This window comes from Streptomyces sp. NBC_01707, assembly GCF_041438805.1.
GTDB lineage: Bacteria > Actinomycetota > Actinomycetes > Streptomycetales > Streptomycetaceae > Streptomyces.
Genome location: NZ_CP109190.1, coordinates 409,910 through 425,491, shown reverse-complemented (window position 1 = coordinate 425,491; position 15,582 = coordinate 409,910). Strand labels below are relative to the sequence as shown.

Here is a 15,582-nt window from a genome sequence, read left to right as displayed (position 1 = left end):
ACTTTCGCTGAGCAACTCTCTCGGTGCAGCCGGCCGCTGGGGGCCGTCCGCCGCCGGAGAGGTTGGTGAGCTGATGGATCACCACTTTCGGGGCGACCCGTACAACCAATCCCGTGACCGGCATGTCGTACATGGCAGGAAACCAAGAGCCGCAAACACAAGGGGGAACGATGCGCACGAGACGATACGGGGCGATGCTGGCCGCCCTGACGATGGCCGGTGTCGGCGTGGTAGTGGCCGCGCCCGCGACGGCGGGCGCGACCACGACGGCTGTCGCGTGCCCGACCGGCTGGGGCAGCCTTCCGAAAACTGCGGCGGACACCAGCGTCGGCTCGCTGACCGACATCAGGACCGGTGAGCACGACTGCTACGACCGCATGGTCTTCGACGTACCCACGGCGGGCATCGAGCCGATCGGGTACACCGTGCGCTACGTCGGCGCCTTCTATCAGGACCCTTCCGGCATGCGCATTCCGATCTCCGGCGGGGCGATCATCGAGATCAGGGTGTCCGCCCCCGCCTACGACCCGGAGACGCACATGGCGACCTACCCAGGCCGGGGCGGCCGAGTGCTTCCGGGCGTCGACCTGACCGGCTACCGCACCTTCCGGGAGGCGAAGTTCGGGGCCAGCTTCGAAGGGGTCACGCAAGTGGGCCTTGGTGTGCGGGCCCGGCTGCCGTTCCGGGTGTCCCAGCTCTCCAACCGCTTGGTGGTCGATGTCGCTCACACCTGGTGAGGCAGTCACCTCAGCCGCATCCGGCCGGTGGCGCGGTGCGGTGACGCCGGCGCCCCCGCACGCGGTCGGCGGCGGGACGCTGTCGCGAGAGGGCCGCGGGGCATCCAGGGATCGCCTGCGCCGGCCTTGGCAGCCCACCAATCGGTCCGACAGCCGAACAGGGGAATGGGCGTTGTCCCGTTGGCTGAAAGGGGGGAGGGTCGTCGGGCTGATCGCGGGGGAGGGGGTCGTCCGTGGAGGGCGTGTCGCCGTCACACAAGTGGCACCGGTATCGGGTTCGAGGTGATCTCGCACTGCGTGTGGCTGTACTTCCGGTCCCCGCTCAGTTTCCGTGAGGCCGAGGAGCTGGAGCGCGGCGTGTTCGTTTCCTACGAGACGGTCCGCCGCCGGTGCCTGAAGTTCGGTCAGCAGTACGCCAACGGACTGTGCCGTCGGCGGTCCCAGCCCGACGACAAGTTGCATCTGGACGAGGTCTTCATCAGGATCAATGGTGAGCGGGAGTACCTGTGGCGGGCTGTCGACCGGGACGGCAGCGTGCTGGATGTCCTGGTGTAGAGCCGCCGGGACACAACTGCGGCCAGTCGTTTCTTCGGCGCGCCGCTGACGGTTGGCACTACGGCACGAGAACGCGATGCTGCGGCGTCAGATCGCCCGAGGCCGCTACGAGCCGGCCGACCGGATCCGGCTCGCGACACTCTCCCGGCGTCGGTCGCGGACGAGTGGCTTTGGGTAAAGATGCAAAACTTCTCCCACAGATGGCGGATTTCAATCGCTGACACACACGTCACAACGGTCGACGGCAAGGCTGCAAGGGGGTGCAACACCCGGGAGTTCCGTGCCACCCGCAACGACGCGGGGACCGCCATCCCGGAGAAGGCCGGCCAAAGGCACGAGTCCACTCAGTGGTTGGCCTCGGCTTGGCTGAGGGCTACCAGGATCTCCTGGGCGTGGGGTGTTTCGCAGATGTCTCCCAGGGAGAGCAGACCGACGAGCTGCCCCTGTTCCACGACGGGCAGCCGGTGAAAGTTGTGCATGCACATCAGTGCCGCCGCGTCGCAGAGAGTGGCGCCCGGAACCACGGTGACCAAACTCTTGGATGCCGCCTGCTGCGCTGTGGTGGTGCCGGCGATCAGCCCCTCGGCGGTGATCCGGACGGTGATGTCACGGTCGGTGATGATGCCTTGGAGGGCACCGTCATGGGTGACCATGACGCACCCGACGTTGTCATCTCGCATGCAGGCGGCGACGGCGGTAAGGGACGTGTACGGAGGCACTGTGACGCATCGCGTGGTCATCGCGTCGCGAACGAGTTCCATGAGCTTCTCCGGTTCCGGTGTGCGGAAGAGTCTGTACACCGCGCCCCATGCATGTCGCCACTCCGAGAGCAGTGAGCGTGATGTCTGGGTCCAGAATGCGGCACTTTGGTTACACCGTTCGTTTGACAGACCGTCGCAGGGGGGTGCCGTCGGCGTGGGTGCCGCACAGCCGATGGGTGAGCACGGTGCGGTGCCTGCACACCCGGCCCAGGAGGGCGGCCGTGAGCGCAGCCCCCACCGTGGTGGCGAGCAGGTAGACCCACAGGAGGCGGAGTTGCCCAGAGACCATCGTCGACCGAACTGGCGTGCCGGGTTGACCGAGCCTCCCGTGGCGGTGCCTAGCAGTGCGATCACCGCTGCGATCAGGAGTCCGGCGAGCCAGGGGACCAGGGGCGCCAGTTTGGGGGTCTGCAGGAAGAACCCGATGGCGTAGACGATGAGGCCCATGGTGGCGGTCTCGGCCGCGAACAGCTCACCGGCCGACCAGCCGAGGCCGGAGTGCAGCGTGGCGTTGGCCACCGGCGGGTTCTCGACTGCGACGCCCCGTACGGCGCGGGCTGCGAGGACTCCGAGCACGGAGCCGATGAGCTGCGCCACGATGTAGGGGAGGACCGACACGCCGGGGAAGACCCCGAAGCGCTACATGGCGAGGGAGCTCGCGGGGTTGATGTGCCCTCCTGACGTCCTCCCCGGTCGACTGAGGATCAGCCCGACCAGGAGCAGCCCCACGCAGCCGCCGATGATCAGCAATTGCAGGCGGATCTGCGGGACCGCGTCGGAAATGGGTGAGGGCCCTGCGACCCAGCGAACGATCGTGGTCACACCGAAGAGCAGCACGAACGTCAGGAGGCACTCCAGGGCGCTGTGTCCTGCAATCAGCGCCGGTGTGGGCCTGGTGCCGGTCCGGTCGGGGAGTTCTGGTCGGCGGGGTGGTGCGGGAACTGCTGTCATGGTCGCGGACACCTAGTGGGAGCGGATGGGGAACGGGAGCGAGTGGCTGCCATCCGATGCCAGGTGCTTCCCGGATCGCCGCGGCGACCGGTCAGTGCCATGCGGAGGAGGCGTCGGCGTTGATCATTGCGATGGTCGTCGGAGGGCGGACCAGCTCGTGCCGCAGGAGGAGCCGACGGCCGAGCACGGCTTTGCCGAGCAGGGCGAGAACCGAAATGATGCGTGGCCCAGCAAGCCTGCCGTCGACCGACCTCTGACCGACACCCCCGGCAGCCTCGAACCCGGCGGACGGAGTCGGTGCGGATCTGACCGCATGACCAGATGAGGCCCCGCCGATGCTGCGGAGAGGCCTCACCGCTATCCAGAACCACCGGTACACGCCCCGGTCGCGGCCTCAAACCCCTGAAGCCGAGAACTCGGGCGGCGGTCACGACCGATCTTCGCCTGCGACTATCTCCCTGATGAGCATCTCCGGCGCCAGATCAACGGCGGACTACAGGTCGTCGAGAGCTGGAACTCCACCAACGACAAGATCTTCTACGGCCGCGAGAGCGTCCTCGCCGGCGCCGACCGCGAGCACGCCGAGGTCTCCATGCTCGCACTCCATCTCCTGCAATCCAGCCTGCTCCTGATCAGCACTCAGCTTCTCCAGGCGGTCCTCCGCGACCCGCAGTGGGCCGGGAAGCTCACCGCCACAGACCGGCGCGGGCTGTCCCCGCTGTTCTGGTCCCACGCCAACCCGTACGGGAGTTTCACCTCGATATGGACAGCAGGCTCGACATCATCAGGAGGTGGGCCTACCTCGGATGGTCTGGGTGCCGCTTACTGCCCGTCGCCGCGATGCGGCGGCGGCCACTTCCGCGGCGGGCGCTCTCCTTTCGGTAATCCGTCAACCGTTTGCTCAGACGGCGAGTTCGGTGATGCTGAGGGCGAAGTCCAGGTTCCCCACCCCATGGTTGGCGAGGCCCACGGTGACCACGCCTGCTCCTTCCAGCCAGTGCGCCATTCTCAGGCCGCCGACGTCCAGCGGGCGCAGCCCGAGGGTCTCGATGAACGCCTCCACACTTGCCTTGGCCTGCGCATTATCGCCAGCGATGAAGACGTCGGGCCGGCCCTTCTCCAGGACATGGCGGAAGATGGTGTTGAACGCCTTCACCACGCTGGCGCTGGCCGGGGCCGCCTTGGCGACTTCCTGCGCGATCGAGGTCTCCTCGCGGTGGGCCAGCCCGTCGAACGTGGAATTGAAGGGGTTGCTGATGTCGACGATGACCTTGCCCGCGAGAGCGTCTCCGTACTGGGCGACGGCCGGCACGACACCGTTGTGCAACAGGGCCACGATGACGATGTCCCCGGCCGGGGCGGTGCCCCATTCTCCCGTCGTGGTGCCGTCGCCGAGTGCCTTGGCCAGGTCAGCGGCCTTGGACTGATCGCGGCCCATGACCTCGACGGTGTTGCCGCCCGCTATTGCCCGCGCGCCGATGGTGCGGGCCATGTTTCCGGTGCCGATGATGCTGATGTTGCTCATGAGATGTCCTGCCCTGGTTGTGTGTTGTTCGGTTCAGATGGCGGTGGTGCCGCCGTCGGCGACGAGTTCCGTGCCGTTGACGTAGCTGGAGTCGTCGGAGGCGAGGAAGAGGGCGGCGGTGGCGATCTCGTCGGGGCGGCCCATCTGGCCGCGGGGGATGAGGGACTCGAACTGGCGCTTGGTGGCCTCGTCGAAGAGTTCTTCCTGCTTGGCGGTGGCGACCTGGCCGGGGGTCAGGACGTTGACGCGGATGCGGCGGTCCTTGAGCTCGTTGAGCCAGATGCGGGCCCAGGCCTGCTGGACGGCCTTGCTGCCGGCGTAGACGCTCCAGCCGGGGAAGGCGCCGAGGGAGGCGTTGGAGCCGGTCATGAGGATGGAGCCGCCGTCGTTGAAGAGCGGAAGGGCCTTCTGGACGGTGAACAGGGTGCCGCGGGCGTTGAGCCCGAACCAGGTGTCGAACTGGGCCTCGGTGATCTCGCCGAGCGGGGCGGCCTCGCCCCCGCCTGCGCTGGCCCACAGCACGTCGATGCTGCCCTTCTCACGCTTGACGGTGTCGTACAGGCGGTCCAGGTCGTCCAGGTCGGCGGCGTCGCCCTGGACGCCGGTGACGTTGCGGCCGATCTGCTTCACGGCCTCGTCCAGGGCGTCCTGGCGGCGGCCGGTGATGAAGACGTGCGCTCCCTCGTCGACGAACAGCTTCGCGCCTGCCAGTGCCATGCCGGTGGTGCCGCCGGTGATGACCGCGACCTTGCCGTCGAGCTTTCCCATAGTCGTTCCCTTGGGTCGGTGGTGCCGTGTGCACCTGGGACGACGGTGTTATGTACACCGCTCTGTGTACGTACCGTACGGGGCGGGCGGCCGGGACGCAAACTATGTACACCGGCCGTTACCCGGCTGCGGTACGATGGGCTCATGACGGAGTTGGAGAAGGGCCCCACGGGCCGCCGCCGCGGCCGGGGAGCCCGCGAGCGCATCCTCAGCGCATCCCAGCAACTGTTCCGCGAGCAGGGCATCAACCGCACCGGCATGGACCAGCTCTGCGCAGCGGCTCAGGTGTCCAAGCGCACGGCCTACCAGCACTTCACCGGCAAGGACGAACTCGTCGCCGAGTACCTGCGCCGGTTCGACCCCTCCGTTCTGTCCGGCGTGTTCGACCGCACCGACCTCACGCCCCGCGAACGGCTCCTCGCCGCCTTCGACATCCCCCCCACCACCCCCCTGTGCCCCTACATCGGTGCCGCTGTCGAACTCCACGACCCCCAGCACCCCGCGTCCCAGTACGCGCGTGACTACAAGAAGGCCGTCGCCGCGCGGCTTGCCGACACCGCGCGCGAAGCCGGTGCCGCCGACCCTGAACAGCTCGGCGAGCAGCTCGCGCTGCTCATCGACGGCGCCGCAGCCCGCACCCGGGTCCTCAACGCCGACGCCTTCCCCACCGCCGCCGCCATCGCCGCCGTCCTCATCGACAACGCCATCCCCGCCACAGCCGGTGATGACCGGCGGCGGGAGGAAGTGTCGAGTTGACTTGGCACTCCGCGGCCGGGCTGGACGCGCTGCCGATCGGGCGGCTGCACCCGCTGGTTCGCGACACCAGCCGCCCGGCACCTCGCCCAGATCTGCCGGCTTTTACGCTGCCCGCCCGCCTGCTGCAGGCCGCGGAGAAGCTTCGCCGGCCTGGACATTAGTTCGTGAACCGGATAGACCGGCCCTGCGTTCACCGAGCGCTGCGCGAAGAAGCCAACCGCCCGGGGGACGAGACCACCACCGACACGTAGCCATACCTGGCGCCAGACCAAGGTTGTTGGCGGGGCCCCCAGGCGGTCAGCCTGCACTCAAGTCAGGGGCCCCTCAATTCGTCAGGCGGCGGAGCGAGTACACAGATGCCCGGTGGGGCAGGCCTCGCAGCCCTTCTAGTCGACGTACCCGGACGCCAGTTCCGGCTCGCGTGCGAGGCGTGCGCGACGGGCCGGTGGGCGGTCAGTGGAACCAGACCAGGACAGGCACCCGGATTTCCTTCGCGTCCCTCATGATCATGTACTCGATGATGACCGGCTCGCCGGGCACTTCCAAGGAGTACCGGACTGCGATGTCGTCCATCGGATCACCCGGGGGACGCCGCCCGAGATCGAGCGCACCTGCGACTTCGATCGCCAGTGCCCTCAAGAAGTTCGCGGTCCTCCTCCGCAGATCCGCAGGCATGTCCAGGACAGTCTGTGCGGGAATCTCTTCGGTCCAGACGCTCCAGCTCATGCGACGTCGATGCGGGCGATGAGCTCGTCCACCGACAGCAGGGCACGTCCACTCTCCACGTTCGCACGGCTACGGGCAGCCTCGGGAACGCGGGCGATCATGGCTGCTTTCCACCAGCGGCGCATCACCCCAGGCACGGCCGACTCTTCCGCCGCGAGAACCTCGGTCTTGAAGCGCGCACTGTCGGCGCCGCCAAGGGCGTCAGCAATGGCGTTGATGGTGTGCGGAATGGCAGGGACCCGGCGGTCCCGCGGGCTCTCGGGCTGGGCGCTCACACTCGTCCTCCAGGTCGGTACTCCGAGTGTCCTACATCATCGCGCGCGAGGCAGGCCACATAGCGGGCTTCGTACGGAAAGGGGTAAGGGAATCGAAGTTCCCTGCGAATATCTGTCCGGGTGCAGCCGGACAGCGCCGCTTCACGGAAGGACGTGCCGACCTGCTCGGCGTGATCCTGGGCGATCCGCCCGGAGACCTCTCGTTCGGACACCGCCTCAAGGTACACGGCGACCTACGCCCCGTCCGGGCTGGGTTGTACCGCAAGGCGGGCATCGTCGGCGTCGATCCGGGCCCGGTTGAACCAGCCGATGCCACCGTTGCTGCGACGTGGGGAGTGTCGGCCGGCCGAAAGAGGTCTGGCTGGGGTAGACGTCGGAGAATGTGCGCTTCCGGCAGTGATGAGGGTCCGTCGTTCGCTGTGGACTATGCGGCGGTCTTCCGCGCGTTCGCGGGCCCAGCGCTGCTCCTGACGCCGGATCTGCTCGTGGTGGACGCCAACCAGGCTTTCCTGGATTCGTGCGGCCACGTTCGCGAGGATCTGGTGGGCTCTTCGGTGTTCGACGTGCCTGTGCAGGACCCTATGGTTCCGGGCGACCGGCTACGCGCGTCCGTGGAACGAGTGCTCGCGACACGGGAGCCGGACACCATGGAGCTGTACCGGTACGACCTTCCGGTGCCCGGCCGCCGGCCAGGGCGTTCCGAGGAGCGTTATTGGAGCTCCTTCACCGCGCCGGTTCTGGGCCCAGACGGGGAGGTCCTTCTGATCATTTCGCAGGTGAAGGATGTCACCGCGCAGGTCCGTGCCCGTGTTGCTCTGCACAACGGCGAGACGCTGAGCGGTGAAGAGGCCACGACCGCCGCGCTGCTGGCCTGGTCCCGGGAACTTCAAAAACGCAACGAAAACCTGCGGCGCGCTCATGAGCAGGAGAGCGAGATCGCGGTGAGTTTGCAGCGGGCCATGCTGCCCGACACCGCACGCGAACGCACCAATGTTGCGGTGCGCTACCGGCCCGCCACCAGCGCGCTGCACGTCTGCGGGGACTGGTACGACTTCCTCGAGCTCGGCCCCGGCTGGCTCGCGGTCGCCGTCGGGGACGTAGTCGGCCACGGCCTGACCGCCGCCGGCATCATGGGCCAGCTCCGCAGCGCGCTGAGCACCGCCATGCACGCCACAGGCCAGCCCGCCCGCGCCCTGAAAGCACTCGCCCACTACGCCGTCACCATCGAAGGCGCCTTGGCGACCACCGCCGTCCAGACCGTCATCGACGAAACCACCCACACCATCACCTACAGCCGCGCCGGCCACCCTCCACCCCTCCTGCTCGACGCCGACATGCAGGCCGTCCAAGTCCTTGACCAGGCAGCCGATCCACCCTTGGGAGCATTGGAGCCGGAAGTGGCCAGGACCCAGAGCACACTGTCCTACCGGCCCGGCTCCACCCTCGTTCTCTACACCGACGGACTCATCGAACGCCGCGACCAGGACATCGACACCGGACTGGCCCGCCTCATCCAGAACCTCACCCGCCACGGCCATCTCGGCCCCGAACCCCTGGCCGACGCCCTCCTCACCGACATCCCACGCCACAAGGACGGCCCGGACGACGACATCGCCCTCGTCGTCGTTCAACTCTGAACGCGTGCGTGCCGCTTCAGAGGCTGAGTTCTACGTAGTCGATGTCGGTGAATTCGACCAGAAGCCCGTCGGCACGGCGGCCGCGGTCCTTGAAGTACTCCTGCTGGAGTCCTTCGGCGAGGACGGCCTGGAGCTGCTGCTCCGGGGCACCGGCAGCCTCTGCTTCGAAGAGGCTGGCCGCGTAGGTGGCGGGAAGGTGCTGGGTGATGCGCCGGATGCGTCCGTCGTCCGTGCTGCCCGGCGCGGCCGTGAACCCGAACCGCGCTAACCTCCTGGCCGGCAACGCCTGGGTCGGGACGACGTCCCGGCCCAGGCGTTGACGACTACTGCTGCTGGTCGCGGTGGGTCAGTGGTGGCCGTTGCCGCCGTCACTACGACGGCGTTGGAGCGTGAACTTCTCGAAGACCGACAGCTCACCTGTGGGCGTGATGATGTTGTAGTAGGTGACGTGGATGCGGGTCATGTCACCGGGGTGACGCCCCGGGTCGACGGCGAACTCGGCGAAGCCGTACGGATGCTCCGCGTCACGGACGCCGATCCAGACCGCCGTCTCCTTCTCCTTGACCGAGTTGTACTTGCCGACGTGCTCCATCTGGACGTATGCCGAGTGATGCCCGTGACCGTCGGCGTCGTCGGTGGTGAAGCTGTTGTTGGTGATGCCGGACACGCCGCCCCCGCCGAGGACCATGTGCGTCGTGCCGTGCGCGCTCTCGATCACATCGAGTGCGGTCTGACTCGGGTTGGGTGTGAGGGTGACGCTGCCGGGGACGACGCCACGCACCGCCAACGAGCGCTCGTAGTCGTGCTCGTGGCCACAGACGACCAGGTCGACGCCGTACTTGTCGAACAGCGGGCCGTACGCCGCGCGCAGCGCGACATCAGGGCCGTTCGCGGCGGTCGCCGAGCTGATCATCACCTGGTGCATACAGACGACGATCCAGTCGATGTCCTTCGAAGCCCGTGCCGACTTGAGCTCCTTCTCCAGCCAGGCGAGCTGCCGGCCGCCGGAGTAGCCCTTGATGTAGATGTCGCCGCCCTCCTGCAGGGCGATGTCGTCGTTCTGCAGGGAGATCACCTTCACCGAGCCGACCGTGAAGGAGTACCAGAGGTTGTCGAGCTCGGGCTGCGTCTCGGTCGAGGGCAGCTCGAAGTAGGTCTGGTACGCGTCGAGACCGAGCTTGCCGTTGCCCAGCTCGATCTCATGGTTGCCCGCGCACGGCATCCACGGACGGAATCGCGCCGAGCGGCTGTTGTTGGTGAGGAAGTCGTGCCAGACGCGAATGCGGTCGGGCCCGGTGTTGGCGTAGCAGAGGTCACCGTTGAGGAGGTGGAACAGCGGGCCGACCTTCTCGACGCCGGTGACGATGTCGGCAGCGGCGGGCGTGGCGTTGGGCTCGAAGTCCCGGCCCGAGGCGTCGGCCGGGTTCGCTCCGGTCTTCCACGTCACACTGGGCGCGCCCTGGTCGCCGAAGCTGGTGAAGGTGAACGGAGCTCTGCCGGACGGCGCCGTGTGGAAGGTGCCGGCGTCGGGGGTGGCGCCGTCGTGCTGGGCAGCGTACAGGTAGTCGGTGTCGGCCTTGAGCTTGCTGATCAGCGCGTGATGGACCCAGACGGCCCGCCCGGAGGCGCCGTCCACGTAGGTCTTCGTCGTCGCGTGCGCTGTGGAGCCGAAGCCGCCACTCAGCGTGCCGTAGACGACCCGCGGGTTCTTGACGGCCGCGTCGGTGACCCACGAGACGACCATCTGGCTGCGTGGGTCGGCGCCGAAGGTCAGGTGCAGGCCCTGGACGGGGGTGGTGGCCGAGCCGGTGGTGAGACCGGTGACCTCCGACTTCGCCGGAACCGCCTCGGCGGTTCCGGCGCCGAGGACCAGTGGCCCGGCGGCGGCGCCGGACACTGTCGCGCCGAACAGGCCGATCGCGTTGCGACGAGAGATTCGAGTTTGCTTGGATTCTTCGGACATTCCGAGGGCCTTTCGCGTCTTCGGGTGCAGTCGAACACCAACCGGACAGCAGCGGTTCGAACCTGACAGCGGACTGCGGCAGGCCAGTGGTGCGCACACTCACGGACGCTAGGAAGAACAGACGACCGGCGCGGCGGGACGGGCATGAACGCCAGATGGCAGTCACCGCAACGGACAGGAACTCCCGGCCTGGCCCTGCAGGCCTCCGGCAGCGCGGCCGGCACCCCCATCACGTTCACCGGACGATCCAGGTCGCCATCGGCGAGGCAGCGCGGCGCGGGCATGTGCCGACGAACGCCGCGTTGACATCAAAGACTATGGGCAGCCGCGGCGTTCAGCCGTCGCGAACGGCCCGAGTACGCGCCGGCGGAGCCCGACAGACAGCGGGTGGATCGACCTCCTAAAGCGGATGTCGAGCACGGGCCAGGGCCCGCCGATGATCAGTTGTTGCTGTGCAGCGGCATAGCGTGCGCATCATGAAGCATGGGGATTGATCTGGAGCTGTACTCAGCACGGCCGACCCGCAACAACTGGCGCAAGTCCCGGGCAACACTCCTGCGGAGCTCCTGCGGGCACGGCGACGCTCTGGCCGATGCACTCGGCCCGCCCCAGCTGCCGAAGCGGCCCGACGTCCACCCCGGCGCGCACCAGATCCTTCTCCCGCAGTACCGGAAGTCCTCGGTCACGTGGCACGCTTGCCTCCTCCAACGCTTGGGCGTACAGACAGGTGGCGCCCTCGCACTCGGGGTCCTCCTCGGTGAGGCAGAGCGGCAGACTTGGCGGCCTGGGCCCTGTGCAGCGGGCGCGAGGCCGAAGAAGTTCACGGAGTGCGTCGGTGGATCTCAGCTCAGTGATCATCGCGGTGGCAGGCGTCGCAGGAACTCTGGGAGGATCGCTGCTTACCCAGCGCGGCTCCGAACGAGCGAAGCTCCGGGAGATAGAGCTCGTTCGTGAGCATGAAGAGGTCCGCGAGAGCCGTTCACTGCGACGTACCTGCTATGCGGAACTCAACCGAGATGCCCGGCAGTTCAATACTGCACTCAACCGCCATCTGCACGTCATGAGGGAGCGTGGCGCGGAGGACGCCGACAGCGTCGCGCTCGATGAAGCAAAGAACGCGCATCGTGATCGATACTCCGAAGCACAGATGGTTGCCCCCGGAGAAGTACTTGTGCGAGCGAGTGCCGTCAACCAAGCCCTGAACAAGGTCTACGGCCAGGTCAAGCGCCTCGAACGCGGTGCCCCCGGACCGGGCGAAACGACGGAGACCGCGGCTCAGGCCCAGTACGAGGTCTGGGACATGCTCCGCACTATGAGAACCGCTATGCGTCACGATCTCGGTGTGGCGCATGAAGATTGAGAGCTGGCACTCAGCTCCGTGCGGTGTCTCTTCTCTGCCTAGACCAGCCAAAGGCTGACCGTGCGCGCTGTTACGTCCGACCTGCTCCGGTCCGCCCGGGTTGTCCGCGAATCGCGAACAGACTACTGGGGTGCGCGCGCTTTCGCTGTCGTATCCGTTGACACCGGTCAGCCGGAGACCTATGTTGCGCCATACCGACCGGTTGGTACCTCGGGTGTCCCGCCCATGTCTCTAGTATCCGTGGAAGGACTGGCACATGAAGGCAGCACGATTCGCGTGGCGGCGACTTGAGCCTCTCCACGGCATGGTCTACTTCGTTCCCGAGGCCAGGAACCGGTACAGCGAGCTGGGACTCCAGGGCAGGGCAGGATATTTCGCCTCCCGTGGTGCGGCTCTCGGCCGCGCCTCGGCGGAGCTGGTCATCGCGACCTTCTACAACTTCTGCCCGGATGTTGTACGGGGGGCGCTACCGGCCGCCTGGGACGCGGCCACCCCCGAGCAGATGTTGGCCGCCCGGCTCGCCGGCGCGGGCGAGGCCTTGCGCCGGGCCAAGATCCATGAGCTTCCGGGACTGGACGAGATCATCGGCCTTGCGCGGCGGGCAGCCGAGGCGGCGTGCGAACACCCGCAGGGGCGCCCGCTGTTCGCCGCTCATGCCGCCCTGCCCTGGCCGGACGAGCCGATCCTGCAGTTGTGGCACGCCCAGACGCTGTTGCGGGAGTTCCGTGGCGACGGCCATATAGCCGCGCTGCTCACTGAGGGTGTCGGGCCCCTGGAGGCCCTGGTGCTGCACGGTGCCAGCGGCCTGGTTCCCGCCGCCGCGCTCAAGCTCAGCCGCGCCTGGCCGGAGGAGCAGTGGGCCGCCACCAGGGAACACCTACACGAGCGTGGTCTCCTCGACGGGGATGTCCTCAGCATCGAAGGCAGTGCCCTGCGTCAGCACATCGAGGACCGCACCGATGCCCTGGCCCTGCCCGCCTACGGCGTCCTGGGCGAAGAGGGTTGTGAGCGTCTGGCCGAACTTGCCGACACTTTCGGCCGTGCCGTCACCGACGCCGGCCTTCTCGACCGCTCCGGCTTCCTGGCTGCGCTGCGCGCTTCCGCCTGAGCGGCCTTTACATGGCAGTTCCCGTCGACGGCCAGGCCGCGCGGCCGACCTTCGACAGGGTTGCAGGGGTCGGCAAGCCAGAGGCCGACGGCAAGGTCCAGTGCGTCGTCGTCGATCCGGCCCAGCAGTCGCGAACCGTCGTTTCCGCGGGCAGGGACCGCTTGGGGGGCAGCGGGTCGAGCCGCGCGCCGACATGGGCCAGCACGTGGGGCGGAGCATCGGCGATCCACTCGCCGACCGCCAGGAGCGACGTCGCCCCGGCCAGCACCGCGCAGGCCGCCAGGGTCAGCACCACGAGTGCGCCGAAGATCGCCCTTCTTCCTTGGTGTTCCCTCGCTCTTCCAAGAACGTGCTGGGGAATGCGTACCGGGAGCGCAGCCGACTTCGCGCACCTCCGAGGAAACTCGTCTCGACGCCATCGACCTGGAGGCATGAGTCCCGGTTCTGACCCACGAGTTCCGCCATGGGCACCGCACGGCGGCTGACCGCGGGAAGGTCGCGGCAAGACCCCTGGGAGGGAGCAGGCCCGTGCGCCCGCGCGACGTGTCAGGCACAATCGAGCGTCGTGCCTATACCTCCCGATCCCGCAGACCTGTATCCCGACGTTGCGTCTCATGCCAGCCTCCGCGCGGCGCTGCACGCCGTGTCAGAAGGCTGTCTGGCAACCGCCTCGATGCGGAGCTCGGAGTCCGAGCCGCTGACGCGCGTCTCGGTCGATTGCCCCCTGCCGCATCGCAACCCGCTGTTGATCAGTGCCTGGGTGCATGAGCGGAGGTGGTCGATCCGAGGGACCGACTCGTTCCAGGGCTTGGAGCTCGTCGGCGGCCGGGCGGAGCAATTAAAGGTGGTCGCCGCGGCCGCCCTGGCATGGCACAACGGGGAACCGCTCGACGCCCTGCAACAAGTCGCTCCGTTTGTGCACCTCAGCGGCCGCTTCGAAGTGCCCAACCTCGACCCAGCTCGCCTGACGGCAAGCGAATGGCAACACCTGCGGACTGAGGCAAGCGAGCTGGACTACCCGTGGGGACCCGCCTATCAAGCCTTGATCGAAGCGGCCCACGCCGAGCCGACGCTGCGTCGGCTCTATCCCTTCACCAGCCATTGGGCCTTGCGCTTCTCCACCACCACCCGCCCGGACCTGACTGTCGTGGGACCGATGTTGTCTGCCCGCAGCATCGACCACTACACAGTCTCCAAGAGCATGATGGGCAACGACGGGGCGCAGTTCAGCACACCAGAAGATGCGGTGGCAGCGGCCGTGAGCGAACTGCCGTTCGGCCTCGCGTCGGTCACTCTCGGCAACACCTAAATGCGTGCCGCTAGTGTCCTGCGCCAGAGATCCGTCGGCAGAAGCGGGCGAGGGAGTCCAGGATCTCTTCGGCGGTCTTGGTCCAGATGAACGGCTTGGGGTCTTCGTTCCAGTCCTTGACCCATGCTCGGATATCGGCTTCCAGGGCCTGGATGTTCTTGTGTGCGCCACGACGGATCATCTGGTGGGCCAGGTAGCCGAACCACCGCTCGACCTGGTTGATCCACGAGGAGCCGGTCGGGGTGAAGTGCAGCTCGAACCGCGGGTGTTTGGCCAGCCAGGCTCTGATCGCGGGAGTCTTGTGGGTGCCGTAATTGTCCACGATCAGGTGGACCTGCAGGTGAGCGGGCACATCCTTGTCGATCCGGATCAGGAACTTCTTGAACTCCACGGCCCGGTGCCGGCGGTGCAGGGCCGTGATGACTTCCCCCGTGGCGACATCGAACGCGGCAAACAGTGTGGTCAGGCCGTTGCGCACATAGTCGTGGGTACGCCGCTCAGGCATACCCGGCATCATCGGCAGCACCGGCTGAGACCGGTCCAGAGCCTGGATCTGCGACTTCTCATCCACCGACAGCACCACCGCACCCTCGGGCGGGTTGAAGTACAGGCCCACGACGTCGTAGACCTTCTCCACGAACAACGGGTCCGTCGACAGCTTGAAGGTGTCCGCCAGATGCGGCTTGAGCTGGAACTGCCGCCAGATCCTGCCCACCGTCGACTTCGACAGACCACTGTGCTCAGCCATCGACGTCCGCGACCAGTGGGTGGCGTTCTTCGGCAGCTGTTCCAGCGTGGTGACCACCACCGCTTCCACCTGATCGACGCTGATGGTGGGCGGCCGGCCCGGCCGGGGCTCGTCCACCAGCCCCTCCAGCCGCTCGGCGAGGAACCGCCGTTGCCACTTGCGGACCGTGTCCGCGGCCACCCGCAGATCCCGGGCGACCGCGACAATCGGCGGCACCTCCGGTCCCGCACACGCCAGCACAATCCGCGCCCGCAAGGCCAGTGCTTGGGCCGACGTCGCCCGACGCGTCAACCGCTCCAACTCCGCGCGCTCCTCCACGGACAGCAGCAACGGTTCCAGCTTCGGGCCCCGACGAGGAACTGACGCACCAGCAGTAGAAGTCACATACCAACTAACGATCAAC

The 15,582-nt window shown here is 67.5% G+C and carries 15 protein-coding genes and 3 pseudogenes; 8 read left to right on the top strand and 10 right to left on the bottom strand.

Features of this window, described 5'->3' with window-relative positions:
- The first annotated feature begins 170 nt into the window (after positions 1-170).
- Together OG963_RS02030 and OG963_RS02025 are read left to right on the top strand one after the other, a co-directional pair.
- Positions 171-737 carry a hypothetical protein gene (locus tag OG963_RS02030; protein WP_371798249.1) on the top strand — a complete coding sequence of 189 codons (567 nt, stop codon included), beginning with the start codon at positions 171-173 and terminating at the stop codon, positions 735-737.
- 233 nt (positions 738-970) lie between these two features.
- A pseudogene (locus OG963_RS02025) lies at positions 971-1,289 on the top strand (transposase); the annotation flags it as partial.
- A gap of 347 nt (positions 1,290-1,636) precedes the next feature.
- On the opposite strand, the gene OG963_RS02020 reads toward OG963_RS02025, so the two are convergent.
- A complete protein-coding gene (locus OG963_RS02020) occupies positions 1,637-2,671 on the bottom strand; it encodes a CBS domain-containing protein (protein WP_371798248.1) in 1,035 nt (344 codons plus the stop codon).
- Positions 2,672-2,692: 21 nt separating this feature from the next.
- Positions 2,693-3,004: a hypothetical protein gene (locus OG963_RS02015; protein ID WP_371798247.1), complete on the bottom strand. Its 312-nt coding sequence runs from the start codon at positions 3,002-3,004 to the stop codon at positions 2,693-2,695.
- Positions 3,005-3,440: 436 nt separating this feature from the next.
- Here OG963_RS02015 and OG963_RS02010 point away from each other — a divergent pair.
- A pseudogene (locus OG963_RS02010) lies at positions 3,441-3,698 on the top strand (Tn3 family transposase); the annotation flags it as partial.
- A gap of 207 nt (positions 3,699-3,905) precedes the next feature.
- On the opposite strand, the gene OG963_RS02005 reads toward OG963_RS02010, so the two are convergent.
- Positions 3,906-4,529, bottom strand: coding sequence for an NADPH-dependent F420 reductase (locus tag OG963_RS02005; RefSeq protein ID WP_371798246.1), 624 nt, complete (start codon positions 4,527-4,529; stop codon positions 3,906-3,908).
- A gap of 33 nt (positions 4,530-4,562) precedes the next feature.
- The gene (locus OG963_RS02000) at positions 4,563-5,297 is read right to left on the bottom strand and encodes an SDR family NAD(P)-dependent oxidoreductase (protein WP_093779171.1); all 735 of its coding nucleotides are present in this window, start codon (positions 5,295-5,297) and stop codon (positions 4,563-4,565) included.
- Between the two features lie 144 nt (positions 5,298-5,441).
- Here OG963_RS02000 and OG963_RS01995 point away from each other — a divergent pair, with 144 nt between their 5' ends.
- Positions 5,442-6,053, top strand: coding sequence for a helix-turn-helix domain-containing protein (locus tag OG963_RS01995; protein ID WP_362276833.1), 612 nt, complete (start codon positions 5,442-5,444; stop codon positions 6,051-6,053).
- 453 nt (positions 6,054-6,506) lie between these two features.
- Here OG963_RS01995 and OG963_RS01990 read toward each other — a convergent pair whose 3' ends face one another.
- Together OG963_RS01990 and OG963_RS01985 are read right to left on the bottom strand one after the other, a co-directional pair.
- A complete protein-coding gene (locus tag OG963_RS01990; protein ID WP_078879313.1) occupies positions 6,507-6,779 on the bottom strand; it encodes a hypothetical protein in 273 nt (90 codons plus the stop codon).
- Complete coding sequence (locus tag OG963_RS01985; protein ID WP_371798245.1) at positions 6,776-7,054, bottom strand: hypothetical protein; 279 nt, start codon at positions 7,052-7,054, stop codon at positions 6,776-6,778. The genes OG963_RS01990 and OG963_RS01985 overlap by 4 nt, the downstream gene beginning before the upstream one ends.
- A gap of 419 nt (positions 7,055-7,473) precedes the next feature.
- Here OG963_RS01985 and OG963_RS01980 point away from each other — a divergent pair, with 419 nt between their 5' ends.
- The gene (locus tag OG963_RS01980; RefSeq protein ID WP_371798244.1) at positions 7,474-8,691 is read left to right on the top strand and encodes a PP2C family protein-serine/threonine phosphatase; all 1,218 of its coding nucleotides are present in this window, start codon (positions 7,474-7,476) and stop codon (positions 8,689-8,691) included.
- 16 nt (positions 8,692-8,707) lie between these two features.
- On the opposite strand, the pseudogene OG963_RS01975 reads toward OG963_RS01980, so the two are convergent.
- Positions 8,708-8,959: pseudogene (locus tag OG963_RS01975) on the bottom strand (XRE family transcriptional regulator); the annotation flags it as partial.
- A gap of 78 nt (positions 8,960-9,037) precedes the next feature.
- Entirely contained in the window at positions 9,038-10,654 is a 1,617-nt protein-coding gene (locus OG963_RS01970) for a metallophosphoesterase family protein (RefSeq protein ID WP_327419898.1), read from the bottom strand.
- Between the two features lie 835 nt (positions 10,655-11,489).
- Between OG963_RS01970 and OG963_RS01965 the strand changes: the two genes are divergently transcribed.
- Both OG963_RS01965 and OG963_RS01960 read left to right on the top strand, forming a co-directional pair.
- Positions 11,490-12,014, top strand: a complete 525-nt coding sequence (locus tag OG963_RS01965; RefSeq protein WP_371798243.1) for a hypothetical protein — start codon at positions 11,490-11,492, stop codon at positions 12,012-12,014.
- Between the two features lie 256 nt (positions 12,015-12,270).
- Positions 12,271-13,122: a hypothetical protein gene (locus tag OG963_RS01960; protein WP_371798242.1), complete on the top strand. Its 852-nt coding sequence runs from the start codon at positions 12,271-12,273 to the stop codon at positions 13,120-13,122.
- Positions 13,123-13,129: 7 nt separating this feature from the next.
- Here OG963_RS01960 and OG963_RS01955 read toward each other — a convergent pair whose 3' ends face one another.
- Entirely contained in the window at positions 13,130-13,417 is a 288-nt protein-coding gene (locus OG963_RS01955) for a transposase family protein (RefSeq protein ID WP_371798241.1), read from the bottom strand.
- 270 nt (positions 13,418-13,687) lie between these two features.
- On the opposite strand from OG963_RS01955, the gene OG963_RS01950 reads away from it, so the two are divergent.
- Complete coding sequence (locus OG963_RS01950; RefSeq protein ID WP_371798240.1) at positions 13,688-14,431, top strand: DUF6193 family natural product biosynthesis protein; 744 nt, start codon at positions 13,688-13,690, stop codon at positions 14,429-14,431.
- A 10-nt stretch (positions 14,432-14,441) separates the two neighbouring features.
- Here OG963_RS01950 and OG963_RS01945 read toward each other — a convergent pair whose 3' ends face one another.
- Entirely contained in the window at positions 14,442-15,563 is a 1,122-nt protein-coding gene (locus OG963_RS01945; RefSeq protein WP_371798239.1) for an IS630 family transposase, read from the bottom strand.
- Positions 15,564-15,582 lie beyond the last annotated feature (19 nt).

Bases quoted from the DNA above. Each gene is read 5' to 3' on its own strand.
- OG963_RS02005 (WP_371798246.1), bottom strand. From the start codon at position 4,529: ATGAGCAACATCAGCATCATCGGCACCGGAAACATGGCCCGCACCATC.
- OG963_RS01990 (WP_078879313.1), bottom strand. From the start codon at position 6,779: ATGAGCTGGAGCGTCTGGACCGAAGAGATTCCCGCACAGACTGTCCTG.
- OG963_RS01960 (WP_371798242.1), top strand. From the start codon at position 12,271: ATGAAGGCAGCACGATTCGCGTGGCGGCGACTTGAGCCTCTCCACGGC.
- OG963_RS02015 (WP_371798247.1), bottom strand. From the start codon at position 3,004: ATGACAGCAGTTCCCGCACCACCCCGCCGACCAGAACTCCCCGACCGG.
- OG963_RS02000 (WP_093779171.1), bottom strand. From the start codon at position 5,297: ATGGGAAAGCTCGACGGCAAGGTCGCGGTCATCACCGGCGGCACCACC.
- OG963_RS01995 (WP_362276833.1), top strand. From the start codon at position 5,442: ATGACGGAGTTGGAGAAGGGCCCCACGGGCCGCCGCCGCGGCCGGGGA.
- OG963_RS01970 (WP_327419898.1), bottom strand. From the start codon at position 10,654: ATGTCCGAAGAATCCAAGCAAACTCGAATCTCTCGTCGCAACGCGATC.
- OG963_RS02030 (WP_371798249.1), top strand. From the start codon at position 171: ATGCGCACGAGACGATACGGGGCGATGCTGGCCGCCCTGACGATGGCC.